This window comes from Bifidobacterium sp. wkB344 (assembly GCF_003688305.1).
GTDB lineage: Bacteria > Actinomycetota > Actinomycetes > Actinomycetales > Bifidobacteriaceae > Bombiscardovia > Bombiscardovia mizhiensis.
In genome coordinates, this window is record NZ_NPOQ01000016.1 from 488,234 (window position 1) to 513,307 (window position 25,074).

Annotated in this window: 18 protein-coding genes and 2 riboswitches; of the genes, 6 read left to right on the forward strand and 12 right to left on the reverse strand. The window is 65.2% G+C overall.

Features of this window, described 5'->3' with window-relative positions; all coding sequences use genetic code 11:
- Window positions 1-16: 16 nt before the first annotated feature.
- The 6 genes from mfd to CI601_RS06725 are packed head-to-tail and all read right to left on the reverse strand — an operon-like array spanning window position 17 to window position 9,784.
- Entirely contained in the window at window positions 17-3,619 is a 3,603-nt protein-coding gene (gene mfd / locus CI601_RS06700) for a transcription-repair coupling factor (RefSeq protein WP_121914782.1), read from the reverse strand.
- Window positions 3,609-4,208 carry an aminoacyl-tRNA hydrolase gene (gene pth, locus CI601_RS06705; protein ID WP_024627324.1) on the reverse strand — a complete coding sequence of 200 codons (600 nt, stop codon included), beginning with the start codon at window positions 4,206-4,208 and terminating at the stop codon, window positions 3,609-3,611. The genes mfd and pth overlap by 11 nt, the downstream gene beginning before the upstream one ends.
- 40 nt (window positions 4,209-4,248) lie before the next feature.
- On the reverse strand, window positions 4,249-4,779 hold the full coding sequence (locus CI601_RS06710; RefSeq protein ID WP_121914783.1) for a GNAT family N-acetyltransferase: 531 nt from the start codon (window positions 4,777-4,779) through the stop codon (window positions 4,249-4,251).
- Window positions 4,776-7,982 (reverse strand): UPF0182 family protein, encoded by a 3,207-nt coding sequence (locus CI601_RS06715; RefSeq protein WP_121914784.1) that lies wholly within the window; start codon window positions 7,980-7,982, stop codon window positions 4,776-4,778. Before CI601_RS06715 ends, CI601_RS06710 begins: the two co-directional genes overlap by 4 nt.
- 9 nt (window positions 7,983-7,991) lie before the next feature.
- Window positions 7,992-9,155 (reverse strand): glycosyltransferase family 4 protein, encoded by a 1,164-nt coding sequence (locus CI601_RS06720; protein ID WP_121914785.1) that lies wholly within the window; start codon window positions 9,153-9,155, stop codon window positions 7,992-7,994.
- Window positions 9,152-9,784 carry an NAD(P)H-dependent oxidoreductase gene (locus tag CI601_RS06725; RefSeq protein ID WP_121914786.1) on the reverse strand — a complete coding sequence of 211 codons (633 nt, stop codon included), beginning with the start codon at window positions 9,782-9,784 and terminating at the stop codon, window positions 9,152-9,154. Before CI601_RS06725 ends, CI601_RS06720 begins: the two co-directional genes overlap by 4 nt.
- 142 nt (window positions 9,785-9,926) lie before the next feature.
- Window positions 9,927-10,085: riboswitch (M-box (ykoK) riboswitch) on the forward strand.
- Between the two features lie 97 nt (window positions 10,086-10,182).
- On the opposite strand from CI601_RS06725, the gene CI601_RS06730 reads away from it, so the two are divergent.
- The 4 genes from CI601_RS06730 (at window position 10,183) to CI601_RS06745 (ending at window position 14,318) form a co-directional block, all read left to right on the forward strand.
- Window positions 10,183-11,922: an ABC transporter permease subunit gene (locus CI601_RS06730; protein WP_183129797.1), complete on the forward strand. Its 1,740-nt coding sequence runs from the start codon at window positions 10,183-10,185 to the stop codon at window positions 11,920-11,922.
- 20 nt (window positions 11,923-11,942) lie between these two features.
- Window positions 11,943-13,295 carry a nitrate/sulfonate/bicarbonate ABC transporter ATP-binding protein gene (locus CI601_RS06735; RefSeq protein WP_121914788.1) on the forward strand — a complete coding sequence of 451 codons (1,353 nt, stop codon included), beginning with the start codon at window positions 11,943-11,945 and terminating at the stop codon, window positions 13,293-13,295.
- Between the two features lie 46 nt (window positions 13,296-13,341).
- Window positions 13,342-13,414, forward strand: a riboswitch (Fluoride riboswitch).
- Window positions 13,415-13,503: 89 nt separating this feature from the next.
- Window positions 13,504-13,926, forward strand: coding sequence for a CrcB family protein (locus CI601_RS06740; RefSeq protein WP_183129784.1), 423 nt, complete (start codon window positions 13,504-13,506; stop codon window positions 13,924-13,926).
- A gap of 11 nt (window positions 13,927-13,937) precedes the next feature.
- Window positions 13,938-14,318, forward strand: coding sequence for a CrcB family protein (locus CI601_RS06745; RefSeq protein WP_121914790.1), 381 nt, complete (start codon window positions 13,938-13,940; stop codon window positions 14,316-14,318).
- Window positions 14,319-14,351: 33 nt separating this feature from the next.
- Here the strand turns inward: CI601_RS06745 and CI601_RS06750 are convergent, their stop codons facing one another.
- The 6 genes from CI601_RS06750 to CI601_RS06775 all read right to left on the reverse strand — a co-directional run bounded on the left by CI601_RS06750 (window position 14,352) and on the right by CI601_RS06775 (window position 20,468).
- Window positions 14,352-15,359, reverse strand: coding sequence for a bile acid:sodium symporter family protein (locus CI601_RS06750; protein WP_045924581.1), 1,008 nt, complete (start codon window positions 15,357-15,359; stop codon window positions 14,352-14,354).
- 122 nt (window positions 15,360-15,481) lie between these two features.
- Window positions 15,482-16,273: a L,D-transpeptidase gene (locus CI601_RS06755; protein ID WP_220702626.1), complete on the reverse strand. Its 792-nt coding sequence runs from the start codon at window positions 16,271-16,273 to the stop codon at window positions 15,482-15,484.
- Between the two features lie 54 nt (window positions 16,274-16,327).
- Complete coding sequence (locus CI601_RS06760) at window positions 16,328-17,128, reverse strand: alpha/beta fold hydrolase (RefSeq protein ID WP_121914791.1); 801 nt, start codon at window positions 17,126-17,128, stop codon at window positions 16,328-16,330.
- Entirely contained in the window at window positions 17,125-18,231 is a 1,107-nt protein-coding gene (gene ychF, locus CI601_RS06765) for a redox-regulated ATPase YchF (RefSeq protein WP_024627312.1), read from the reverse strand. The genes CI601_RS06760 and ychF overlap by 4 nt, the downstream gene beginning before the upstream one ends.
- A 43-nt stretch (window positions 18,232-18,274) precedes the next feature.
- Window positions 18,275-19,078 (reverse strand): pyrroline-5-carboxylate reductase, encoded by an 804-nt coding sequence (gene proC / locus CI601_RS06770; RefSeq protein WP_121914792.1) that lies wholly within the window; start codon window positions 19,076-19,078, stop codon window positions 18,275-18,277.
- 10 nt (window positions 19,079-19,088) lie between these two features.
- Complete coding sequence (locus CI601_RS06775; protein WP_121914793.1) at window positions 19,089-20,468, reverse strand: alpha/beta fold hydrolase; 1,380 nt, start codon at window positions 20,466-20,468, stop codon at window positions 19,089-19,091.
- Window positions 20,469-20,701: 233 nt separating this feature from the next.
- Between CI601_RS06775 and CI601_RS08455 the strand changes: the two genes are divergently transcribed.
- Together CI601_RS08455 and CI601_RS06780 are read left to right on the forward strand one after the other, a co-directional pair.
- A complete protein-coding gene (locus CI601_RS08455) occupies window positions 20,702-20,842 on the forward strand; it encodes a hypothetical protein (RefSeq protein WP_183129785.1) in 141 nt (46 codons plus the stop codon).
- Window positions 20,843-21,033: 191 nt separating this feature from the next.
- Entirely contained in the window at window positions 21,034-24,297 is a 3,264-nt protein-coding gene (locus CI601_RS06780; protein ID WP_121914794.1) for an InlB B-repeat-containing protein, read from the forward strand.
- Window positions 24,298-25,074: the final 777 nt, after the last annotated feature.

Genomic DNA, 25,074 nt, shown 5'->3' on the forward strand with positions numbered 1-25,074 from the left:
TGTCTCTTACAGGATACTAGTTTTGTTGGACGGGCGCGGGATCCGTTGGCGTGCCATCGTCGGAGGACTTGGGCAGCCCCCAGGCCAGGTCGTCCAGCAGGGTATCCACCCAGGCAGTCATGGCCGCCGAATCCATGGGACCAGAGCCCAGGGAGCCGGCGAAGGGCGCCGGAATCAGCAGGGTCTGCGTCACCGGGCGGTACTGACTGCCCTTGTATATTCGTGCGATCCTGGCCTGGAGGGAGTCGGGCATGGTCACAGGCCTGATCCGCACCCTGGAACCCTGGGAGGCGATCTCCGCTATGCCCAGGGAGCGAGCCTTGGCCCGCAATCTGGCCACCGCGAAGAGGGTATCGAACTGGGCCGGCGGACGACCGTAGCGGTCGGTCAGCTCCTCATGCAGGTCGCGCAGATCCTGCTCGTTGCGGGCCGAGGCCAGCTTGCGGTAGGCCTCCAGACGCAGCTTGTCCGAATCGATGTAGTCCACTGGAATGGAGGCTTCCAGAGGCAGGTCGATGCTGACGGTGACCGGCTCGGTCCGTCCAGGCTCCTTGTACTCCTCCACCGCCTCGGAGACCATGCGCACGTAGAGGTCGAAACCGACGCCCTCGATATGGCCGGACTGCTCGTCACCCAGCAGGTTGCCGGTGCCGCGCAGCTCCAAGTCCTTCATGGCCACGTCGTAGCCGGATCCCAGGGCCGTGTTCTGGGCGATGGTGGCCAGTCTGTCGTGGGCGGTCTGGGTCATGGGCTTGCTGGGGTCATAGAGGAAGTAGGCGTAGGCGCGCTCCCGACCGCGTCCCACTCGGCCGCGCAGCTGATGGAGCTGGGAGAGTCCGAAGCGGTCGGCACGGTCCACGATCAGTGTGTTGGCGTTGGGTATATCCAGGCCGGTCTCGACGATGGTCGTGCAGACCAGCACATCGATGTCCCGATGCCAGAAGTCGCGGATGACCCCGTCCAGCTGCTTCTCCCCCATCTTGCCGTGGGCCACGCCCACCTTGGCCTCGGGGACCAGGGTCTGCACCTTGGCCGAGATCTTGCCGATGTCCTCAACCCGGTTGTGGATGTAGAAGATCTGGCCCCCGCGCAGGAGCTCGCGGCGAATGGCCGCAGTCACCTGGGCATCCTCATAGGCACCCACATAGGTCAGCACCGGCAGGCGGTCCTCGGGGGGCGTGGCCAGGGTGGACATCTCCCGGATGCCGGTCACCGCCATCTCCAGAGTTCGAGGAATGGGCGTGGCCGACAGGGACAGGACGTCCACGTTGGTCCGCATGGCCTTGAGGGTCTCCTTGGCCTCCACGCCGAAGCGCTGCTCCTCGTCCACGATCATCAGACCCAGATCCTTGAAGCGGATGCGCGGGTTGAGCAGCTTGTGGGTACCGATGACCACGTCCACAGCCCCGCTGGCCAGACCCTCCATGGTGGCCTGGTTCTCCTTGGCGGTCTGGAAGCGGCTCATGGCGGCCACATCCACCGGGAAGCCCTCGAAACGCTCGGTGAAGGTCTGGTAGTGCTGCTGAACCAGCAGGGTCGTAGGCACCAAGACCACCACCTGCTTGCCGTCCTGAACGGCCTTGAAGGCGGCGCGGATGGCTATTTCGGTCTTGCCGAAGCCCACATCCCCGCAGATCAGGCGGTCCATGGGCACCGGCTTCTCCATATCCGCCTTGACCTCGTCGATGGCGGTCAGCTGGTCCGAGGTCTCCTGGTAGGGGAAAGCATCCTCCAGCTCCTTCTGCCAGGGGGTGTCGGGGCTGAAGGCGAAGCCTTTGGTCCGCTGCCGGGCCGAGTAGAGCTTGACCAGGCCTTGGGCGATCTTGTGGACGTGTTTGCGGGCCTTGGCCTTGGTGGCCGACCAGTCGGATCCGCCCAGCTTGTTGAGTCTGGGGATCTCGGCGCCGATGTAGCGGCTGACCTGGTCCAGCTGGTCGGCGGGCACGAAGAGCTTATCGGGCGGGGCGTTGCGTTTGGAGGGGGCGTACTCCAGGACCAGATACTCCCGGCTGCCCTTGCTGGGGCCTACGCCCACGCTGCGCTGGCGCATGCCCAGGAAGCGGCCGATGCCGTGCTGGTCGTGGACCACGTAGTCGCCGGGCTTGAGCTCGTCCAGGTCGATGGCCTTGCGCCGGCGGTTGGAGGTCTTGCTTCCGGCGGCCACGCTGGTGCGGCCGGTCAGGTCACGCTCGGTCAGCAGGGCCAGATGGGCGGACTGGTCCACGAAGCCGTCCACAGCCAGGGAGCGGTGGTACTCCACCCCGACAACCCCCGTGGTCTGTACGGCCCGACGCAGACGGCTCAGGGTTCCCTGGGCCGGAGCGGTCACCACAACCCGGTCGCCGCGCTCCAGCAGGGAGGCGATGCCCGAGGCGGCCCGATCCTCGTCGCCGCGGTACTGGTCCGGGGCCAGGGCATCCAAACGCTCGGCCCCCTCCCGGTCCGGTTCCACCGACAGGTCGGTCAGCTTCCAGACCTCCCCCTTGCGGTACTCCAGGGATGAGATGACTTCGTCGTAGTCCAGGAAGCTGGCCCTGTCGAAGCTGATGGGTGCGCCCGAGCCCTGCCCGGAGGCGGCCACATGCCAGCTGGCGGCCAGGAACTCGTTGGCGGTCTTGACCAGATCCTGGGCGGAGCGGGCCAGCAGCTGAGGCTCCGAGAGCAAAATCAGAGCGCCCTCGGGCAGCATGGACCCCACCGGCACCAGGTCGTCGACCAAGGCAGGCAGGAGGGATTCCATGCCCTCCACCGGAATGGCCTGGGCGATGGACTCCAGCATGTCGTCGGCGTTGGGGATGCTCCCGATCAGGGAGCGGGCACGGGCACGGACCTGGTCAGTCAGCTGCAGCTCGCGGCAGGGCGGCGCCCAGATCCGGTCCAGGTCGGGACCGTAGGTGCGCTGGTCCGAGGCGTGGAAGCTGCGGATGGTGTCCACCTCGTCGCCGAAGAACTCGATGCGCACCGGATGGGCCATGGTGGGGACGAAGACATCCAGGATGCCGCCTCGGACGGCGAACTGGCCGCGTTCCATGACCAGGTCCACCCGGGTGTAGGCGTTGCGGACCAGAGCCTCGACGGCCTGATCCAATGGCAGCTCCTGGCCGCGCAGAAAGACCAGGGGCTCCACATCCTGCAGACCCTTGACCACCGGCTGCAAGAGAGAACGCACGGGCATGACCAGGATGCGGATGGGCCCGAAGTCAGGGTCGTCCTGGACTGGATGGGCCAGCCGCCTGAAGACGGCCATCCTGGAGGCCACGGTGTCTGCCCGGGGCGAGAGCCGTTCATGAGGTAGGGTCTCCCAGGAACGCAGCAGGGCCACATTACCCGGGTCGCCCTCGTACCAGGAGCGGATGGCGCCGGTCATCTCCTGGGCATCACGCTCGGAGGGAACCACCAGAACGACCGGGGCACGTCCGGCTGCAGCAGCCGCCAGGGCTGGCCTAATCCCCTGGGGAGCCTGCACCATGAGGGAGGTGTCGGTGTCGGCAGCAGGCTCGGAGTCTCCTTGGACCAACCTCTTGAAGGCAGCATCCGCCTGCAGATCGTCCAGAAGAGGACGCAGGGACCCGTTCAGCGATTCCTGGGGCTCTGTCTTCTGGGTTTGCTCATCGACCATTGAACTGCTCCTGAGCCTGGTTGAGGCCCTTGATGATCACGGTTTCTGCGGCATCCGCGCCGTCGGCCAGGAACTCGGGCAGACGCTTGCGCTGATCGCCGACAAAGGTGCCCAGAACCCAGTCCACAGTGCGGCGGTGGGCGTCAGGACCTCTCCGGGCATGCCCCACGCCCATACGGACCCGGGCGTAGGCGTTGCTGCCCAGGGAGCGGTCGATGGAACGGATGCCGTTGTGCCCGCCCGAGGACCCGCCGGCCTTGACCTTGATCCTGCCGAACTCCAGATCCATGTCGTCATGGATGACCACGACCCGGCCAACCGGTATGTGGTAGTAAGAGCAGATGGAGGCCAGGGCATCGCCGGAGTCGTTCATGAAGGTCAGCGGCTTGGCCAGGAAGAAGGGTGTGCGGCGTCCGTCAAGATCCAGGGTGCCACGGCCCAGCTTGGCCAGACCCTTGTGGTCGCGCAGGTTGACCGACCAGCGTTCGGCCAGCAGATCGGCGCACATGAAGCCCATGTTGTGCCTGGTGCCCTTGTACTCGTCACCCGGGTTGCCCAGTCCGGCTATCAGCCAGAAATCGGATGCCATGTAGGTGATACCTCCTGCTCTCAAACGGGACGGTGAGATTCTACACAGGCTCCCCGACCCCGTTTCGCTCAAGGGACAGGCTCCAGTAGGAGACGTCATGCAGGACGAACCGGTCCCAGGCGGCCTGGGGCAGAAGGCCGAAGCGGCTGAATCCGAACCGCTGCAGCAGGGCTTTGGAGGCCGTATTGTCGTCGAAGACGGTGGCCACGGCCAGACGCATGCCCTCCTGCCGGGCACGCTCCAGCAGAGAATGGACCATCAGGGCGCCCAGGCCGCGTCCACGGCTGCCGCGATCCACGTAGTAGCTCAGCTCGCAGGTCTCCTGATAGCCGGGCCGGTCGTAGTAGGCCGACAGGGAGCCGAAGGCCAGCACCTTGCCCTCCTGCTCCAGAACCAGGACCGGATGGCCCTGGTCAGGATCATGGACCAGTAACCATTCCAGGCGCTGATCCAGGCTGACCGGGGCCGTATCCGCAGTGGAACCGCCATCCATGACCGCCTGGTTGTAGATGGCGGTGACCGCCTCCAGGTCCCCGCGACGGCAGAGCCTGATACGCGGGGTGGCGCTCACTTGTTGCCGCCCTCCTGGTCGGAAGCCTCCTTGAGGGCTTCGCGCAGACGGTTCTGTGCCTCGCCGTAGGCGCTGAAGTCGCCCTTCTTCAGGGCGGCATCGCCGTCGCTCATGGCCTGGTTGGCCTTGTCCAAGGCCTGTTTCAGGGCCTGCCCTGCTGTGGCCGACGCCCCCCCGGACCCGGCGGTCTTATCCGGGGCCTTACCGGATTGGTCGCTCTGATCAGCATCAGATTTGGTGCGTCCGGTGTTGTCGGCATCGCCGGCCGACGCACCCGAGTTGCCCTGGAAGGTCTTGTCAAGGGCCGCATCCAGTGTGGCCGACGACGACACCTTGTCTCCGAAGGCCACCAAAACCCGCTTGAGCAGGGGGAAGCTGGTGGCGCCGCTGGACTGGACGTAGACCGGCTGGATGTAAATCAGCCCGCCGCCTATGGGCAGGGTCAGCAGGTTGCCACGTTTGACCTTGGTGGACCCGGACTGGAGCAGGTTGAGCTCGGTGGAGACCGCGGCATCCGAGTTGAAGTTGTTCTGGGCCTGCCCAGGGCCAGGCACATTGGAATTCTTGGGCAGCTCCATCAGCCGGATGGTCCCGTAGTCCGGGCCTATCACCCCCTTGGTCGACCCGGCGTCGGAATCCACAGACAGGAACCCGGTCAGAATCTCCCTGGTGGAGGTGCCTGCGGGGATGAAGGTGGAGGTCAGCGAGAAGGCGGGCTTGTCGGTCCCCGGCGTCTGCAGGGTCAGATAGTAGGGAGGCTGCTTGACCCCGGCCTTCTGCTCCTTGCTGGTGCCGGTCGGATCCACAGGAGTCTGCCAGAAGTCCTCGCCGGAGAAGAACTGGCTGGCCGAGTTGACGTGGTACTGGGACAGGAGCTGGCGCTGCACCTTGAACAGACTCTCCGGGTAGCGCATGTGGCTCATCAGGTCGCCCGAGATGGACGAGAGCGGCTTGAACTGGCCGGGGAAGACCTTCTGCCAGGCCTTGAGCACCGGATCCTTGGCATCCCAGGCATACAGGTCCACCGAGCCGTCATAGGCATCGACCGTGGCCTTGACGGAATTGCGGATGTAGTTGGCCTTCTGGGAGCCCAGGCCCTTGACGGCCTCCGAGCTCAGAGTGGTCGTGTCCTGGGTGATGGGACCCAGGTCCACCTTCTGGGAGTAGGGGTAGGCGTCAGAGGTGGTGTAGCCGTCGACGATCCACTTGACCCGTCCATCAACCACAGCCGGATAGACGCGTCCGTCCAGGGTCAGATAGGGGGCGATCTGGGCCACGCGCTCCTTGGGCGAGCGGTTGTAGAGGATCTGCGAGTCGGGGGTGACGCGGTCCGAGAAGAGGATCTGGTCGGATCCAAATCGGATGGCGTAGAGGACCCTGGCCAGGAAGTTGCCCACCGAGGGGCCGCCGTTGCCATTGAAGGTGTTGGTGGCTCCCTTGGAGCCGGTGGGATAGTCGAATTCCCAGCCTGAAGAGCCCTGGGGCGCGCCGACGATGGAGTACTCGGGCGCGTTGGGTGAGAAGTAGATTCGCGGCTCGTAGTGCTGACTGCTTGTCAGCTTGCCCCTGGTAGGGATGTCCTGCTCGAAGAACTCTGGCTGCCCGTCCGGGGTGACCTTGTTGCCGTAGGCGGCCACAATGCCATAACCGTGGGTGAAGACCGTGTGGTCGTTGACCCAGTTGCGGTTGTCGTTGCCCTCCAGGTCCAGCTCGCGAGCGCCGATGACCGTATCCTGGCTGACTCCGTCGATGTCGTACTTGTCGACGGCCAGGGTGTCCTCGAAGGTGTAGTACTGCTTGGACTGCTGCAGCTGCCGGAAGGTGGGCGAAACCACCTGGGGATCCAGCAGACGAATCTGTGCGGTGGTCTCCGCATCCCGGGAAAGGGCGCCCGACTGGACCTCGGTGGTGGCGTCATAGGCCTCGGTCTTCAGCCTGTCCAGCCCATAGGCCTGGGCGGTGGCGGTGATGTTGCGCTGGATGTAGGCGGACTCCATCTCCTGGGCGTTGGGGTTGACCCGGAAGCGCTGGACCAGTGCCGGCCAGAAGACGGTCAGCAGCAGGGACAGCACAATGGTGACGGCCACAGCCAGGACAGGAACCCGCCACTGCTTGACGGCCGAACCCAGCGATCCCGCATGGACACGGCCGGGTTCCAGGGTGGGCGAGCGCAGAATCCAGACAGCCAGGATGATGCCCAGCAGGGCCATGACCACGGCCATAATCAGCGTGACGGGAATGGCCGCCTTGACCGAGGTGTAGGAGGCGCCGGTGATCCGATCGCCCTCCTCGGTCAGCCTGCCGAAGACGCCCAAGGCCGTATCGCCGGCCCAGACCAGCATGAACAGGACCAGCCAGACGGCTACCTGCCTGCGCGCGGCACGGGTCATCTCCAGGATGCCGCGGCCCTGTACGGGCATGGTCAAGCGAATGCCGCCCATGAGGAAGTTGGTGACCAGGCTGAAGACCGTGGCCGCCAGCAGCATCATCAGCAAGGAGGAGACCAGCAGCCGCAGTCCGGGCAGAATGAAGACATAGAAACCGTTATCCAAGCCGAACTGGGGATCGCGCACCCCGAAGGACTGGGCGTTGAAGAGCAGGAGCACCTGCTTCCAGTCGGCGTTGAACTGGAAGCCGAAGAAAACACCGACGACCAGGGAGACCACCGCGGCTACCTTGAGCGCCTTGCGTGAAGAGACCCCCTTGCCGACCTCGATCAGATCGCCCCTGACCCTGATGGTGGACCCGTCGGGCGAATCGGGACGACTGCGGATGGCCAGGAAGGCCGAGAGCAGGGTCACCGCGGCCAGCAGCAGGGCGTAGGCCAGCCACAAGCCCACCTTGATGCCCAACTGGGTCCAGACAATCCGTGCCGCCCCCAGCTGGGAGAACCACATGACGTCGGTGATGAAGCGGCTGAGCCCGAACAGCAGCAGGAGGACGACCAGGACGACGGCGACAACCACGGCCAGAATCCGCATGCCCCGGGAAGGTCCGTTATTGTCCTTCTTGCGGGAGGTCAGCCGGGGGTCACCTGGTCCGGCGAAGCGGAAACGAGGCGTGCTGCCGCCCCCTTGGCCGGGACCCTCCCCATCGGTCTGCACATGCAGGATGACCGGGTCGTCGTCATTGCGACGTCGGCCTGGTCCGCCTGGACCGCCCTCAGGGTCGAACATGGAACCGAAGAAATCAAAGAATGACATGTACCTACCCTACATGAGACGGCGGTCTTGAATGGCTTGCCGGTAGACCTCCTCCACCTGATCAGCCACGGTGGTCACGTCGTAGCGGTCCAAGAGCGCCAGCTGGTCATGGCGCACATTCCGCCTCCAGGAGGAGTCCCCCAGAGCCTGGACGATTCGTTGGGCCAGCAGTTCGGGGGTGTTGGGCGAGTCGACGGGCACCAGAGCCCGCTTATCGCCCATCAGGGTGGACCGGTAGCCGGGATTGTCCCCAGCCAGCACCGGAGCCGTGCCCGAGGCGATGGCCTCCAGCAGGACGATACCGAAGGACTCGCCCCCGGTGGAAGGAAAGACGGTCAGATCGGAGGAGGCCAGCAGGGCGGGCTTGTCCTTCTCAGCCACGAAGCCGGGGAAGGCCACCGGAGTGCGCAGGGTGGCAGCCTTTCGACGGCAGTCCTCCAGCAGCGGCCCTTTGCCGGCCATGGTCACATGCAGGTCTTCAGGCAGGATGCCGGCCCGCTCCCCCGCCTGGAGGGCCGAAAGCAGGATCCCCGCCCCCTTGCGGGCCACGAACCGTCCCAGAAAGACCAGATGCGGCCCCTGGCCGTGCAGGCGCGCCACCTCCTGGTCGCCAGCGGCCTGACGGGCCCGACGCAGGGCAGCCACGTCCACGGGGTTGGCCACCACCCTGCTGGGCACACCGGCAGTCTGCCGGGCATAGCTGGCCGCCACGGGCGAGACCGCGATGACCCTGTCGACGCGCCTATGGGTCCTGCGGTTGATAATCCCCAGCAGTCGGCCGCCCAGCAACTGCAGGTTTCCCGTGGGGGCGATGTGATAGGTGGCCACCAGGGCCGTTGAAGGATGCGCGGCGCGGATGACCCGACCGGCCAGGAAGGGGCTGTAGGGGGCCTGGACGTGCAGCAGGTCGAAGTGCCCGGCCTCCAGAACCCGACGGATGGGCGCCTTGGGCGCCGGCAGGGGTATGCGCATCCTGTTGCCGTTGAAGGAGACCATGACGTTGCGGGACAGGGAGTGAACCCCGTCAACCGGCGGATGGGCGGTCTGCCCGACCAGGTACTGGACCCTGTGGCCCCGCCTGCCCAGCTCCCGTCCCAGGGTCAGAATGTGCTGCTGAACCCCGTCAAACACATCCAGAGTGTCATCGAAGACAAACCCGATGTTGAGCGTCACTGAGCGTCCTGGCCTGCTCCGGGCTCGGTGCCTGCGGCCAGCCGACGACCCTTGAGGGCCAAGGCCACCAGGTGCCGGTCGGCGGCCTCCCGCGCCTCCTGCTCATCGTTGCCCGAATCCAGATTGTCCACATAGATGGTCTCCACCTGGGCGACCTGGCAGTACTTGAGGAAGGTCTGCTTGCCCAGCTGGTTGTCCAAGGCCTCACCGATGCCGCTGGACCGGTACCATTCCTTGTCTCCGCCGGTCAGCATGACCAACTCCACCCGGCGCCCGGCCAAGGCACCCGGGGTTCCATCAGCGTGGTATGCGAAGCCCCGGCAGATGACCCGGTCGATGAAGCCCTTCATGATGGCCGGCATGCTGTACCAGTAGACAGGGAAAACCAGGGCCAGCACGTCCGCATCCTTGATCCGCTCCTGCATGGCCTGGACATCCTCGGGCATGGGTCCCTGGCCCAGGTAGTGGGTCCTGTCCTCCATGCCGAAGACGGGATTGAACCCCTCGGCACAAAGGTCGATCAACTCGGTGCGAGCCCCGCCCTCGGCCGCACCGTCCAGCAGGGCGTTGCCCGCCGCATCGGTCAGACTCTTGGGTTCGGGGTTGGCCGTGACTGCCACGATCTTCATAGGGATTCACTCCTTACATTCCATTTCGCGCCTGCAATGACTGCGTGCAGACCCTTGTCATTGTCAGCCCTGGCAAGGACGGCAAGGCTGGCAACGCTGGTTTCGCAAATGCTTGACACTGCTCTTGGGCCCATCTATGTTATTGGGTGGTCGGTAGGTGAAGCTACCGCATGGACAAGGCATGCTGCCGCAAAGTGGTGGAGACACCCCGCGCAGGTCAACAGTCCCCGTCGGATCAAGGCAGGGACTAATGCAGGGCCAAATACCATGCGAAGCCGAAGCTTGAACGATGACAATGGTCGGCTCATGGCCGATCGCCACGCCGTCTTCGAGGCTGCCGACAAGGATGTTCCGCACCTTGGAGGGAGGCCATCGTGAATACTGTCGCACTGCCAGGAATGCTCCGTTCTCCACTGAACGACGACCGCAGCCAGGCATCGCGCTCCACCCGCATATGGACGGGCCTGGCCGTAGCCATAGGCGCCCTGGTCCTGCTGGGGTCCCTGGCCTATCTGCTGCCGGCCCTGGGCGCACCCATCGGCCCGGCGGGCGTATCCTCGCACGTCTCCACCGACCCTACCAACCTGCCCTATTACGCGCTGCGCTCCCTCTTCCGCATGTTCGCGGCCCTGATCATCTCCCTGGTCTTCGCCTTCCTCTACGGACTGGCCGCCGCGCGCTCCCGCCGCCTGGGCGCCGTGCTCATCCCCCTGCTGGACATCCTGCAGTCGGTGCCCGTCCTGGGATTCCTGTCGGCCACCATCTCCATCTGGCTGGTCCTCTTCCCCGGGTCCATCATGGGCGTGGAGGCGGCCTCCATCTTCGCCATCTTCACCAGCCAGGCCTGGAACATGGCCTTCTCCTTCTATAACTCCCTGACCAGCGAGCCCGCCGACCTGGACGAGGCGGTGCGGCTGATGCGCCTGACCCGCTGGCAGCGCTTCTGGAAGCTGGACGTGCCCAATTCCATGATTCCCCTGCTCTGGAACTGCATGATGAGCATGGGCGGCGGCTGGTTCTTCCTGACCGCCTCCGAGATGATCTCGGTCAACAACAGGACCCTGGCCCTGCCCGGCATCGGTTCCTTCGTAGAGGAGGCCACCGCCGAGCAGGATCTAGGCAAGGTGGGGCTGGCCATCCTGACCATGATCGTGGTGGTCCTATTGATTGACTTCCTGCTCTGGAAGCCGCTGACCGCCTGGGCCGAGAAGTTCCGCTACACCAGCAGCCAGTCCACCGAGCCCCGGCGCAGTCTGGTGCTGACGATCATCCGCCTGTCCGGGGTCAAGGACCTCTTGGGTCTGGTGGGCCATCCCCTGGCCGACATGTTGGACCGGATCACCCGCCCTCTGGGCCGCACCGGGGCACGCTGGAACCGTGGAGGCGGACGTCGGCGGGCAAGCGACCTGGTTTGGTGGGTCTGCCTGGCGCTGATCGGCCTGTGGGGTCTCTGGCAGCTGGACCGTCTGGTCATCCGCCCGCTGGGCCTTGGCGAGGTCGGACACGTCTTCCAGCTGGGCCTGCTGACCTTCCTGCGCGTGCTGATCCTGATGGTGGTCTGCACCATCGTCTGGGTCCCGATAGGCGCCCTGATCGGCATGAATCCGCGCATCTCCCGCTACCTGCAGCCCCTGGTGCAGATTCTGGCCTCCTTCCCGGCCAACTTCATCTTCCCCTTCGTCACCATGGTCTTCATCATCTGGCGGATCGACATCAACTGGGGCAGCATCCTGCTCATGGCCCTGGGCACCCAGTGGTACATCCTCTTCAACGTCATCGCCGGAGCCTCGGCCATCCCCGACGACCTGCTGGAGATGTCGCGCAGCCTGGGGCAGAACCGCTGGCAACGATGGAAGACCCTGATCCTGCCGGCCCTGTTCGGCTCCTGGTGTACCGGCGGCATCACAGCGGCCGGCGGGGCCTGGAACGCCTCCATCGTCTCCGAGGTGGTCTCCTACGGCAAAACCGAACTGACGGCCAAGGGCCTGGGTGCTTACATCGCCCAGGTGACCGCCACCGGCGACACTCCCCGCATCATCCTTGGAGTGGCCGTCATGAGCATCTTCGTGGTCCTGGCCGACCGGTTCTTCTGGTCTCCCCTGCAATCACTGGCACAACGGCGCTATTCCCTGACATGAGAAGTCTGAGAGGTTCGACAATGACCAAGATCAATTCCAACGGGATCATCACGGCCGAGCACGTGACCAAAACCTACCAGTCCGACAAGGGCGCGGAGCTGACCGTCCTGGACAACATCGACTTCACCCTGCACGAGGGCGAGGTGGTGGCCATCCTGGGCCGCTCAGGCGCCGGCAAGTCCACCCTGCTGCGCATCCTGGCCGGCCTGGTTCCGGCCAGCAAGGGCAGCGTCGAATACCGGGGCAAGCAGCTGGACGGGCCCAACCCCGGCGTGGCCCTGGTCTTCCAGAGCTTCGCCCTGATGCCCTGGCTGACCGTCAAGGACAACGTCGAGCTGGGCCTGCAGGCCCGTGGCGTGCCCAAGAAGGAGCGGGAGAAACTCTCCCTGGCCGCCATCGATGCCATCGGCCTGGACGGCTTCGAGAGCGCCTACCCCAAGGAGCTCTCCGGCGGCATGCGCCAGCGCGTGGGCATCGCCCGGGCCCTGGTCCTCAAGCCGGACGCCCTCTTCATGGACGAGCCCTTCTCCGCCTTGGACGTGCTGACAGCCGAGAATCTTCGCCAGGAGGTCCTCAAGGTCTGGTCCGAGGAGGCTGGCAGCGTCAAGTCGGTCCTGATCGTCACCCACAACATCGAAGAAGCCGTGGAGATGGCCGACCGGGTCCTGGTCCTGGACTCGCATCCGGGCCGGGTCATCGCCAACGTGCCCATCAACCTGGACAGGCCTCGGGACAAGCAGTCCGACCTCTTCCAGTCCTGCGTGGACTACCTCTACTCCATCCTGACCGGCCAGCGCGACAGCGAGGACATCCGCCGCCGTCTGCAGACCAAAGTGCGCAACCGTCAGGCTGTGCGGGACTCGGTCCGGGACGAGGAGACCGCCGAGCGCAACCTGCCCGACGCCACCCCCGGCGGCCTGGCCGGTCTGGCCGACGTCATGGTCAACCAGCCCAACGGCATGGATCTGGCCGACCTGGCCGCCAAGCTCTCCTTCGAGGTGGACGACCTCTTCCCCCTGATCGACGCCGGGCTCATGCTGGGCATCTTCCAGGCGGACAACGGGCACGTCAGGCTGACCGACCAGGGCCGTGCCTGGCACGACGCGGACATCCTGGAGAGCAAGGAGATGTTCTCACGCATGCTGATGGATCACGTTCCCCTGATCCGCATCATCGACCGGGCCCTGAAGAACAGCGACGACAAGAGCCTGCACGGCTCCCTGATCCTGGACCTGCTGCGGGCCCACCACTCGGACAAGGAGGCCGTCCAGCAGTTCGACACCGCCATCACCTGGGGCCGCTACGGTGAGCTCTTCGACTACGATTCCGATGACGACCGGCTGACCCTGGACCCGGAGAACCACACCGAGTGAACAGTCTCGCAGCTGCGACGGCTGCGGTCCCCTTGGGCTCCTAGAATGAGCCTCGGGCGATGGAACCCGCCCGGGGCTTGAGCCCCGAACCGCAAACTGCTGATAGTTCCTGCACCATGATTCGACGACCCCGTCTATGGGCCGGGTGCAGGCGCATGCCATTCAGCCCGACCCTGCGGACGCTGATCCGTCGGGAACCGAGCCTTCAATGACCAAATCCCCTACCGGACCTGATATGGCCACAGCCCTGGTGGTGATGCTGGGCGGAACACTGGGCACCGGCTGCCGGTACGCCCTGAGCCTGCTGCCAGGCCAGAGCGGCCCACTGCATCCGGGAACCCTCCTGGCCAACCTGATCGCCTGCGCAGGTTACGCCCTGCTGACCGCCTTCCTCGCCGGACTGCCCAAAAGCGCACTTGAGCGCCGAAGGCAGCTGACCAACAAGGGCCTGGGTATGGGCCTGTGCGGAGGGCTGTCGACCATGTCCACGCTCTCGCTGGAACTGGTCCAAGGCCTGTCGGGCGGTCAAGTCCGGGCAACCCTTGCCTACCTGCTGGTCTCCTTTGCCGGAGGCCTGATGGTCTCCTGGGCCATGGCAGCGCTGGGAGCCCGTCTGTCCGCACACATCTAAGCAGGTGCGCGATGACCCTTACATTTACCTTGCTGATCTGCCTGTGCGGCGGCCTGGGGGCCGGACTTCGCTACCTGCTGGACACCCTGGTCAAGGCCCGCTGGCAGGTGGACCTGCCCCTGTCGACCATGGTCATCAACCTGCTGGCCGGATTGGCTGCAGGACTGGTGGCCGCCCTGGCAACCTTCCACGGACTGCCCGCCTGGGGACGGCTGCTGCTGGCCACAGGACTGCTGGGCGGCTTCTCCACCTTCTCGACAGCGGTCAACGAGGTGCTGGCCCTGGCCCGGCTGAGACGGCACCTGGCAGCGCTGGGCTATCTGGCAGCCTCAATGCTCCTGCCGCCCCTGCTGACGGCCCTGGGCTTCCTGCTGGCCGGACCGGGCCTGTAGCAGATCCAGCCAGCAATCAAGGGGCTGCGGAACCTAGGCGCGAACCGGTTCCGGACGACCCTGGGCGGAGTCGGCGGCAATCCCCAGACGGTCGTCATGCCGACGCCACCAGGCGGACAGCACCGAGCCGGAGATGTTGTGCCAGACGCTGAAGAAGGTGGAGGGTATGGCCACAATCGGGTCGGCGGCGAAGGCCTGCAGGGCCAGGGTCGCGCCCAGTCCGGAATCCTGCATGCCCACCTCGAAGGTGATGGCCTTCTGCTGGGCGTAGCGGAACCCCTTGGGGTAGAGGCGGTACATGAGCCGGCTGAAGAGGAAGCCCAGCCCGTACCCGCACAGGTTGTGGAGCATGACCACCGGCAGGACCAGGGCGGTGGCGGCGGTGAAGAGCTTGGCATGGTTGACGGAGACCACCACGCCGATGATGATCAGTATGGCGATCTGCGAGACCGCCGGCAGGGCCACGGTCACCTTCTGCACCTTCTCCTTGAATATGGCGTGGACGGCCAAGCCCAGGGCGATGGGGATCAGCACCACCTCAAGGGCCGTCAGGAAGAGCTGCTTGGTGGGGATGTCCACATACTGGCTGGCCAGCAGATTCATCAGCATGGGGATCATCAGGGGCGCACACAGGGTGGAAAGCAGGCCTATGGACACGTCCAGGGCCACATCGCCGCGCGACAGGTAGGACATGACGTTGGAGGATGTCCCCGAGGGGCAGCAGCCCACCAGGATGACACCCACGGCGATCATGCCGTCCAGCCGGAAGATGCGGCAGAGCAGCACGGCCAGCAGAGGCATGATCAGGTAATGGGCTATGGTGCCGACGATGACCATGAGCGGCATCTTGAGGATTCGCTTGAAGTCGTCCAGGCTCAGGGTCAGCCCCATGCCGAAGAGAATAATGCTCAGGAAGTAGTTGGTGTAGCTGCGGGCCCAAATGCTAATCTGCGGGACAAAGAAGTTTATGGCGGCCCACGCTAGGACCACCAGGATGAACCACTTAGTCAACCAGTCACTGAACCGCTGCACCTTTTGCATGATTCCTGACCACTTCCTCTCGATAGTTCTCTCTGTGGTAGAGCAAAGTTAGAAAACCGAGGGCAGGCACGACGGCGAATGGTCACATTTTGGACGAGGCAATCCCGGCTTGCCAGAGAAATTCACTTGACCAAGACGGGCGTGCCGGTTGGCACGGACTGCATGATCCATCGAGCGTCAGGCACCGTCAGTCGGATGCAGCCGTGGGAGCCAGGGCGGATGCCCAGCATATCGGCCTCCTCCTTGATGTAGCCGCCCCTGGAATCAGTGGGGACCGAGTGGAAGAGGAAGACCCCGTGGTTCAGAAAACTGGTGTAGTAGCGGGCGCCCATCCCCTCGCCGGGATTGTAGAAGTGGTCGCCGCGCTCAGACTGGATGCGGAAACTGCCCCTGGGCGTGGAGTCATCCATGCCCGTTGAGGCGTACATGGTGTAGAGCAGTTCAGACCCGTCGCGCACATAGACCCGCTGATCCTGAAGGCTGACCTCCAGGGAGAGGCCAGGGTGGGCCGCAGGATCCGGGTAACCGACCTGCTGCGAAGGCTTGAGCCAATCAACAGGAGAAGCAGAAGTAGCAGCAGGGTCTGGCTTCTGCCGTGTTGTCTGATTCTTTGTGGTTGATGAAGAGGAGGAGGCAGATTTGCCGGAATGATGCGCCTTGGGAAATTGTCTCGCCGAAACAGTGGCTGTGCTGGAAGCGCTCGCACCTGCCGATCGTTCCGCGTGAGCCGCATCCACCGGCTGGATCAGGTTGACGATCAGGACTGTCAGCAGCAGTGTCAGCAGGGCGCTTGTCACTACCACAGGCGTGCGGCGGATAGGGTCCAGCAGCCAACGGAGCATGGCAAGCGCACGCCGCTTAAGGCGTTCGCTATCCAATCCCCAGACAGCCATGTCCTTCCCCTTCGTCGCCATTGAACGAACCTGTATGCATAGTTCATTGTAGTGACAGACGAAACCGGGAGAGACTCAGCCGTTCAGCACCTGCCTGGCCCAATCCTCCAGCAGGTCGCAAACCAGGGCGGTCTGCTCGATCTGCACATTGTGGCCGGCCCGGTCCAGCAGCGAGTAGGAGGCCCGGGGGAAGCGGCAGGCCAGGTCGAACTGGTCCAGGTAGCCCACCCGGTCGTCCTGGCGGCCGCAGACAAAGAGCACAGGGGCTATGAATCCGGACCAGACCTGATCGAATTCCATATCCAGCTGGTAGTGCCCCTCCATTCGAGCCACCGTGTCGGCATCAGCCGAACGAATGCCGGGCATGATGGTGCGCTGGTAGGCCTCGAGATGCTCCCGGGACTCCACCACTGCCATCTGCCGGTAGGCATGCCTAGTGAACTCGTCCACATCGGCCAGGCCCTGGTCGTCCCGGACCAGCACCTGACGCGGGGGCAGGCGCCTGTGGGCGGTCACCGGGTCGACCACCGAGGAGAGCAGAGCCATCCCCCGGCAGCGGTCCAACCGACCAGCGGCAGCATGGCGACTGAGCAGCCCGCCCAGGGAGTTGCCCACCAGGGCGAAGGGGCCGCCACCGCTGAAAATGTCCACCTGATCATCCAGCCACCGGGCCAGACCGTCCAGGTCGAGAATGGACGGGTCGGGCGGTGTGCGGCCGAAGCCGGGCTGATCCAGATAGATCCGCTCGAATCCGCCCACCCGCTCGAAGACGGGGTCCAGTTCATCGAAGATGTGGTGATCCACGCCGGACCCGTGCACGAAGATCAGCGGCAGCCCATGACCCCGGCGAATGGCGAACCCGGGACGGGCGCTCACTTCTTGGAGCCGGAGGGGATGCCGGTCTTGAACTCCACGATGTCGCCGTCCTGCATGACGTAGTCCTTGCCCTCAAGGCGCATCTTGCCCTCCTCGCGCACCTTGGCGTAGGACCCGTCGGCGGCCACGAAGTCGTCGTATGAGACCACCTCGGCCTTGATGAAGCCCTTCTCGAAGTCGGTGTGGATGACGCCGGCGGCCTGGGGGGCGGTCCAGCCCTGGTGGATCTGCCAGGCGCGCACCTCCTTGACCCCGGCGGTCAGGAAAGTCTGCAGGCCAAGAATGTCGAAGCCCACCCGGGCCAGCTGGTCCAGGCCGGACTCCTTGAGCCCGGCATCGGTCAGCATCTCGCGGGCGTCGGCCTCGTCCAGCTCGGTCAGTTCGGACTCGAACTGGGCATTCAAGAAAATGGCGGGCGCGGGAGCCACGGAGTCGGCCAGCTGCTTCTTCAAGTCCTCGTTCTGCAGCTCGTCGTCGTCCACGTTGAAGACGTAGATGAAGGGCTTGGCGGTCATCAGATGCAGGTCGTAGAGCTCGTCCTTGTCGATGTCCCCGGCCTGGGCCGCCTGGTCGATGGTCCGGCCCTGGCCCAGAATCTCCTTGGCCTTGCGGACGGTGTCCAGGTAGGCGGGCTTGATTTTGCCGCCGCGCTGGTCCTTCTCCAGCTTGGGCAGGGCCTTGTCGATGGTCTGCATGTCGGCCAGGATCAGCTCGGTGTTGATGGTGTCGATGTCGTCGGCCGGATCCACCTTGCCGTTGACGTGGACGATGTCGTCGTCATTGAAGGCACGGACCACCTCGCAGATGGCATCGGCCTCGCGGATGTTGGCCAGGAACTGGTTGCCCAGCCCCTCCCCCTCCGAGGCCCCCTTGACGATGCCGGCGATGTCCACGAAGGTGACCGTGGCGGGCACGATCTTGTCCGTGTGGACCAGCTTGGCCAGGACGGGCAGCCGGTCGTCGGGCAGGGGCACGATGCCGGTGTTGGGCTCGATGGTGGCGAAGGGATAGTTCTCCGCCAGAACGTTGTTGCGGGTGAGGGCGTTGAAGAGTGTGGACTTGCCGACGTTGGGCAGCCCGACGATTCCTATGGTTAACGACATATGCACCAGTCTATTGCCCGGACTGCCCCGGCGTGGCTCCCCCCTAGTCGCCGCGCTCCACCGCATCGATGGCCTCGATAACCGCTCCACGGAAGCCGTGCTTCTCCAGGGATGCAACGCCCTTGATGGTGGTTCCGCCCGGCGAGCAGACCGCATCCTTCATGGCCCCGGGGTTGGTGCCGGTGGCCAGGTAGAGGGCTCCGGTTCCCTCCACCATTCGCGCCGCCAGCCGGTAGGCCGCCTGCCTGGGCAGCCCATGCTCCACCCCGGCGTCGGCCAGGGCCTCCATGTACATGGCCGTGTAGGCGGGCGCGCATCCGGCGATGGTCGTGCCCACCGAGACCAGCTCCCGGGGCAGCCGCTCGATCATGGCCACCGGGTCGAAGACCTGGGTGAAGAGCTCCCGCTGCTGGTCGGTCAGGGTATCGTCCTCCTGGGTGACCAGAACCCCCTGCCCTACGGAAATGGGGGTGTTGGGGATGGCGCAGATCAGGTGGGTACCCTCCTCCAGGATGTCGGCATAGTCCTCAAGGGTCATGCCGCCCACCACCGAGAGGACCATGCGGTCCGGGTCAGCCAGCTCATGGCGGATGGGCTCGCAGACCTGGGCCACCTGCCCAGGCTTGACGGCCAGAATCACCAGATCGGCGGCCGCAGCCACCTCGGTGCCGGAGTGCATGGGCCGCACCCCCAGCTGGGCCGTCCGCTCCACCAGCCGGTCGTAGTGGGCTGCGCAGGCCACAATCCGGCCGCCGGGCAGCACGCCCGCGTCGACCAGGCCCTGGGCCATGGCCTGGGCCATGTTGCCGTATCCGATGAATCCGAGAGTCAATGATTCCGTGTTCATGCCCTCAAGTCTAGCCGCGCGCCGGGAAGAGCCCCTCCAAATCGCCGCGCTCCAGGGCCAGCCGGTAGAGGTGGGCGAAGACCCTGTCCCCGTGCAGCCCGTCGTGCTCGAACTCGTTGGTCACCCAGGCATGGGCGTGGCCCACGCGCGAGAGGGTGTCCAGCTGAAGCTCGGAGGGCACGTAGAGGTCGTCGGCATAGACCGCGGCCTGCAGGGGTACCTGATTGTCGGCAAGGCGCTCGGGATCGTACAGGTGGCCCCAGGAGCCCTCCTCCATGAGCAGGCTGACCGCCGGGCCGAAGGGACGCAGGGCCGACTCCTGCTCGAACATCCAGGGGAAGATCGCCTCCCCGGTGAACATGAGCGGGCGGGCAGCAGTGTCGAATTCAGGACGGGCATCGCGCACCCGCTGCGCAGCCCAGCGCAGAGGTTCGCAGTCCCCATCGGCGTAGATGAACTCCTGCAGGGGCCAGTAGAGCGGTGTAACCGCAGTGTCCGCCCGCACCCCCTCCAGGAAGGCCTGCGAGAGGGTGGCCCGGGAGCTGCTGGCGCCGGAAGCGGGCAGGCTGCCGTCCCCGTCCAGGAAGGCTGTGTCCAGCAGCCAATGGAGACGCTCGAACCCGCCGCTCTTGCCCAGGTCGGCGCCCAGGGTCTGCAGCCGCTCCACGCTCAGGGGGTCGCCGCCGGGCAGAACCACATCGCCCTGGGACAGCCGGTCGGCAATGGCCGCCACACGGTCTTGGTCCCCTGGATAGCGCTGATAGAAGATCTGGGACCGCTGGGCCATTTTGGTGAAGGTATGGGAATAGAGCTCATAGGCATCAGCGGGGATATGCGGCACGCCCCCGGTAGTAAAAGCCGCAGTAATACCTTCGGGGAAGTTCGACAGGTAGGCCATGGTCAGGAAGCCGCCGAAACTCTGCCCAAGGGTCACCCAGGGACGGCCGGCGAAGACCGTGCGACGCAGGTGCTCGAAGTCCCGGATGATGGAGTCGGCCAGAAAATGCTTCAGATAGTCGGCCTGGGCCCGGGGCTCGCCCAGGAAAGCCATGGTGGAGCCATCGATGGCACTGGACCGGCCCGTACCCCGCTGGTCGGGCAGGACAATGCGGAAGTGGCGCAGGGCCTCGGCCATCCACCCGTCGGCAGTGGCGTTCAGCGGCCGTGGGGCGCCCGAGCCTGGTCCGCCCTGCAGGTAGACCAGCAGCGGCAGGTCATCGTGGATGTGCTCGGGGGCGCAGACCACGCGGTAGAAGCAGCGGATGACCGCCTGGTCCGAATGATCTTCGGGTCGCCAGACGCCAGGTTCACTGCCCGCCCAGTCCAAGGGAACGGGGATGGACCCCTCCCGAACGTAGAGTCCCGGCAGATAGTATCCCTGGTTGGTCATACGCTGGCTCCTTTCTTCGAGATCAGTCGGGTTCATTGTCCCCGGGCGGTTGGACCTGGCTCGTGTGTTGTTTGCGGGCTGGGTGGTAGGGTGAAAAGCGGGGGATGTCGAGAAGACGGCTGGCTTCGCCATTGGCTCCTGCGATGTGATGCAGGGCTGGCGCTGGCAGGCAGAACGTTGATAAACAGGCGGTGTTGATTCCGTTTGGTGTTTGGTGAAGGGGTTTTGGTTTGATGCATCTGGTTTCCCGTCTGCGTCGCATCCTGGCGATGGCTGTCGTCCTGCTGGGAATGCTTGCGGGCCTGGGCGTCGTATCCGCCCAGGCGGATGCTCCCATCCACACCGGGGGGGGGGGGGTCAGACCCCTCGCGTAGCTGAGCAAACCCCCGGCATTCCCCCCAGCAGCACTCCAGACACCCCGCTATCCTCGCCCTCGCCGATACAAGCCACCACACCGTTAAGCCCCACGCCAGAAGCCCCGTCATCGACGACGGGAACACCCGGCAGCACAGGCTCCGCTCCAGCCAAACCAGCAGAGAACACGGATGGTCAGGCTTCGCACATAGTGCGCTTCGACCCGGCCGACGGCAGCAAACCCACCCAAACGAGCGTGAAGACCGGGACTCTCGCCGCTCCCCCGCAGCAGAATCCTCAACGTGAGGGCTTCCGGTTCGACGGGTGGACGCGTGACGGCCAGCTTTTCGACTTGCAGACCCCCATCCTCCAGGACACGACCCTGAAAGCCCAGTGGTCGAAGACCACGGACTGGACGCTGAGCCCTGATCATGGGCCCGCCTCCGGCGGCAAGCTGACCATCAGCCCGCCCGACAGGCAGGAGCCTCAGTTCGCCAGCGTCCACGCCGCTGGAGACCGGTTCCTCGGCTTGACCGGCGACGGCCGCATCCACACCTGGACGCAGGACGGCACGCCCAAACCAGTCCCCTCCCCCGCCCAGGCTCCCGACGGGTTCCGCTACCTGCAGGTTGCAGCCGGCAGCCGATGGCAGGCGGCCCTCGGATCCGACCAGCACATCTACACATGGGCCAGCAGACAGCCCACGCCCGCCATCCTTGACGCCGATCGGAACATCAGGTTCACCAGCATCAGTATGAACGATGACCGGCTCCTGGTAGTGGACCAACAAGGACAAATCCACGCTTTCCTGACCAGCCAGGCCGACAGCCAGAATCAGAACCCGAAATGCTTGGAGCAGGCCGCAACCAGCCTGCCCGGAAAGGCGCAGGCCGTCACCGCCGTCGCCTCCGCCAGCCAGGCGCTCATCGTGGACGAGGACGGACAAGCCTGGACCTGGGATACGAGCAAGACCGGAAAAGCCAAGCCCGCACGCGTCAAGCAGGACCCGGGCATGCGCATCGTCCAGGCCCAGGCCCTCAACCAGGGGTTCCTCCTCCTGGACACAAACGGGCAGGCCCGGTACCTGCCAGACGGCACTGCCGCCATGATCCAGCTCAGCCTGCCGGACGGCGCGCAGGCCAACAGGATCACCGCCAACAAGGACCAGGCCGTCATCACTGATGCGGACGGCCATGTCTGGGCCTGGCAGCCCGGCAAGACCCCCAAGCGCGCGGACAGCAGGAACCAAGCCTACGTGCAGGCCGCCGCTGCCGGCGGCAGGATCACCGCCATCAGCAGGCAAGGAAGCATGCTCGCATGGAGCCTGGACGGGCAGGGCCAGCCCGGCAAGCCCGACAGGCTCGACACCACGCAGGCGCCCACCTTGGCATCAGCCAGCCTGGACGGCCAGCCGCTCAGCCTCAGCAAGACCGGCAGCGCCTGGCAGGTGCAGATCCCCGCCCGCCAGCCGGGGCCGGCCGCCATCCTTATCACGGGCAGGCAGGACGGGCAGCCTTTCGCCAGGAGCCTTGCGTACACGGTCGACCAGCCGCTGGCACGGGCTGCGGAGCCAGGATCCGCGTTCACGGTCCGCTTCGACACGGGAGGCGGAAACCCCAAACCAGCAGACCAGACTGTCCCCTCCCCCTACGGGAGGGCGAAGCGCCCCTCCCCCGACCCGGCGCGGGAAGGCTTCCTGTTCGACGGATGGTTCACCGGCAACATCGCCTACGATTTCAGCAGGCCCGTCGACAAGGACCTCACCCTGGCCGCCCACTGGACGCCGGCAAGCCGGAACACCAAGTGGAGCATCAGCCCCAATAAGGGCAGCCAGCTGGGCAGGGAACCCGCCACCATCACCCCGCCCGACAACGCCAGCCGGGGCATCAGATTCAGCCAGATCAGCGGATCAACAAACGGTTATTTTTCCTTGGCTGTGGGTAGCGACGGCAACGCCTACGCCTGGGGATACAACGACTCTGGCCAGCTCGGCGACGGGACGAGCACCACACGGTACACGCCGGTCATGGTGAGGAAGCCCGACCGCAGCACGTACCCGGACCTGCCAGCGGATTTCACCTACCTGCAGGTCAGCGCCGGAGGCTATCATTCGCTGGCCCTGGGCAGCGACGGCAACGCCTACGCCTGGGGACACAACACCTATGGCCGGCTCGGCGACGGGACAACCACCGACCGGGATGCGCCGGTCAGGGTGAAGACGCCCGACCGGAAGACCTACCCGGACCTGCCAGCGGATTTCACCTACCTGCAGGTCAGCGCCGGAGGCTATCATTCGCTGGCCCTGGGCAGCGACGGCAACGTTTACGCCTGGGGACACAACACCTATGGCCGGCTCGGCGACGGGACAACCACCGACCGGGATGCGCCGGTCAGGGTGAAGACGCCCGACCGGAAGACCTACCCGGACCTGCCAGCGGATTTCACCTACCTGCAGGTCAGCGCCGGAGTCGATCATTCCCTGGCCGTGGGCAGCGACGGATACGCCTACGCCTGGGGATGCAACTGGTATGGCCAGCTCGGCAACAACACCGCCAGCGGATACAGTGACACGAATCCTGTTCCTATGCGCGTGCGCGACCCCGCCAGCCCCACCGACACGAGCAAAGGGCTCAAAGCCGCACAGCTCAGCGGCGGATACCATCTTTCGCTGGCCGTGGGCAGCGACGGCAACGCCTGGGCATGGGGAGACAACGACTATGGCCGGCTCGGCGACGGGACAAACGTCAGCTACCGGGCTGCGCCGGCCAGGGTGAAGACGCCCGACCGGAAGACCTACCCGGACCTGCCAGCGGATTTCACCTACCTGCAGGTCAGCGCCGGATGGGATCATTCCCTGGCCCTGGGCAGCGACGGCAACGTTTACGCCTGGGGATCCAACGGGTCTGGTGACCTCGGCAACAACAGCAGCGCCAGCTCTTCGTCTGTTCCTGTGCGCGTGCGTGACCCCGCCAGTCCCGCCGACAGGAGCAAAGGGCTCAAAGCCGCACAGGTCAGCGGCGGATACTATCTTTCCCTGGCCGTGGGCAGCGACGGCAACGCCTGGGCATGGGGAGACAACGACTATGGCCGGCTCGGCGACAACAGCAACACCATCCTATCGACTGTTCCTGTGCCGGTGTCGTTCAACCTGGCTCTGGTGATCACCGGCGTCAGGTTCGACCAGACCCCCGCATCAGGGCTGACGCGCGGCGACGGCGGCAGCGTGAGCGTGCTCACGCCCGCACACCAGCCGGGCACGGTCACCGTCAGCGTGGACTACACGCTGGGCGGCGCACCCCAAACGCCCGACACCACCCTCAGATACACGTACCTGCCTGCAGGTGTGCTCCCCCAGGCAGGCGGGGAAGGCATCCTGCTCGCCCTGGCCACCGGCATGACCGGCATGGGCGGGGTCCTCGCATCCCGCCGCCACCGAAAGGAAACACGCCAGCTGTCACATGCTTCACGCGAGTAAGAGCGGCCGGGCGGCGTATCAATCCCCCCGCCCCCGGCCCATCAAGGGGGAGCAGGCAGGACAAGTGCCACACAAGGCTCAAACCCCAAGAGAGCCCGATACTTTCCTCCCGCGCCCCCACCACACTTCTGCAGGCAGAAGCCGAGGGCAGGCATGCACGCCCCCGCCCCCGCCCGGGAGAGGAGGAAACACGGCCAGGCCGGCCAGGAGGCTCAACAGCCCCCAGCCAGCCCGGCCGCTGTTTGTTTCTCTATCCCAAATAATTACTATAAGCAGTCGCTCTTTCCCAACCGCCTGGACGGGGATTTGGCCGATGCCTATAGGCTCAGATGGTATGATTTTTGTGGGGATGTTGAGGGGTCTTTCGTCTTCTGACTGCATCAGCGCAATTGGCGCCAAATCAGCCTTGAATGGCTGAGAGACTCCTCTACAAGTAAGACGTAGCAGTGGTGTTGGCCGGCCGTTGGGGAATAACAGAAGACAGGCAAGCCTGTTGTTGGGGAAGATGTTTGTAAGTCATGCGTATAGGCTCCCGAGCGGGTTCACTGACGTTCGTGATTATTCTTCTGCTGCTCCTGTCAGGCTTGGGCATAGTCGAAGCCGAAGCTGAAACCGACAGTGCTACTGAATCTATGCTGATCGAGGGGGAGGGGGGGGGGGGTCGTCAGACCCCTCGCGTAGCTAAGCAAACCCCCGCCACTCTTCCCAGCAGCACAACCGGCACGCCGCTTCCTTCGCCCTCGCCTCTGACAACTGCCTCGCCCCTGAGCCCCACGA

Bases quoted from the DNA above. Each gene is read 5' to 3' on its own strand.
- CI601_RS06725 (WP_121914786.1), bottom strand. From the start codon at position 9,784: ATGAAGATCGTGGCAGTCACGGCCAACCCCGAACCCAAGAGTCTGACC.
- ychF (WP_024627312.1), bottom strand. From the start codon at position 18,231: ATGTCGTTAACCATAGGAATCGTCGGGCTGCCCAACGTCGGCAAGTCC.
- CI601_RS06750 (WP_045924581.1), bottom strand. From the start codon at position 15,359: ATGCAAAAGGTGCAGCGGTTCAGTGACTGGTTGACTAAGTGGTTCATC.
- CI601_RS06730 (WP_183129797.1), top strand. From the start codon at position 10,183: ATGCTCCGTTCTCCACTGAACGACGACCGCAGCCAGGCATCGCGCTCC.
- CI601_RS06755 (WP_220702626.1), bottom strand. From the start codon at position 16,273: ATGGCGACGAAGGGGAAGGACATGGCTGTCTGGGGATTGGATAGCGAA.
- CI601_RS06775 (WP_121914793.1), bottom strand. From the start codon at position 20,468: ATGACCAACCAGGGATACTATCTGCCGGGACTCTACGTTCGGGAGGGG.
- proC (WP_121914792.1), bottom strand. From the start codon at position 19,078: ATGAACACGGAATCATTGACTCTCGGATTCATCGGATACGGCAACATG.
- CI601_RS08455 (WP_183129785.1), top strand. From the start codon at position 20,702: ATGCATCTGGTTTCCCGTCTGCGTCGCATCCTGGCGATGGCTGTCGTC.
- mfd (WP_121914782.1), bottom strand. From the start codon at position 3,619: ATGGTCGATGAGCAAACCCAGAAGACAGAGCCCCAGGAATCGCTGAAC.
- CI601_RS06745 (WP_121914790.1), top strand. From the start codon at position 13,938: ATGACCCTTACATTTACCTTGCTGATCTGCCTGTGCGGCGGCCTGGGG.
- CI601_RS06715 (WP_121914784.1), bottom strand. From the start codon at position 7,982: ATGTCATTCTTTGATTTCTTCGGTTCCATGTTCGACCCTGAGGGCGGT.
- pth (WP_024627324.1), bottom strand. From the start codon at position 4,208: ATGGCATCCGATTTCTGGCTGATAGCCGGACTGGGCAACCCGGGTGAC.
- CI601_RS06735 (WP_121914788.1), top strand. From the start codon at position 11,943: ATGACCAAGATCAATTCCAACGGGATCATCACGGCCGAGCACGTGACC.
- CI601_RS06740 (WP_183129784.1), top strand. From the start codon at position 13,504: ATGACCAAATCCCCTACCGGACCTGATATGGCCACAGCCCTGGTGGTG.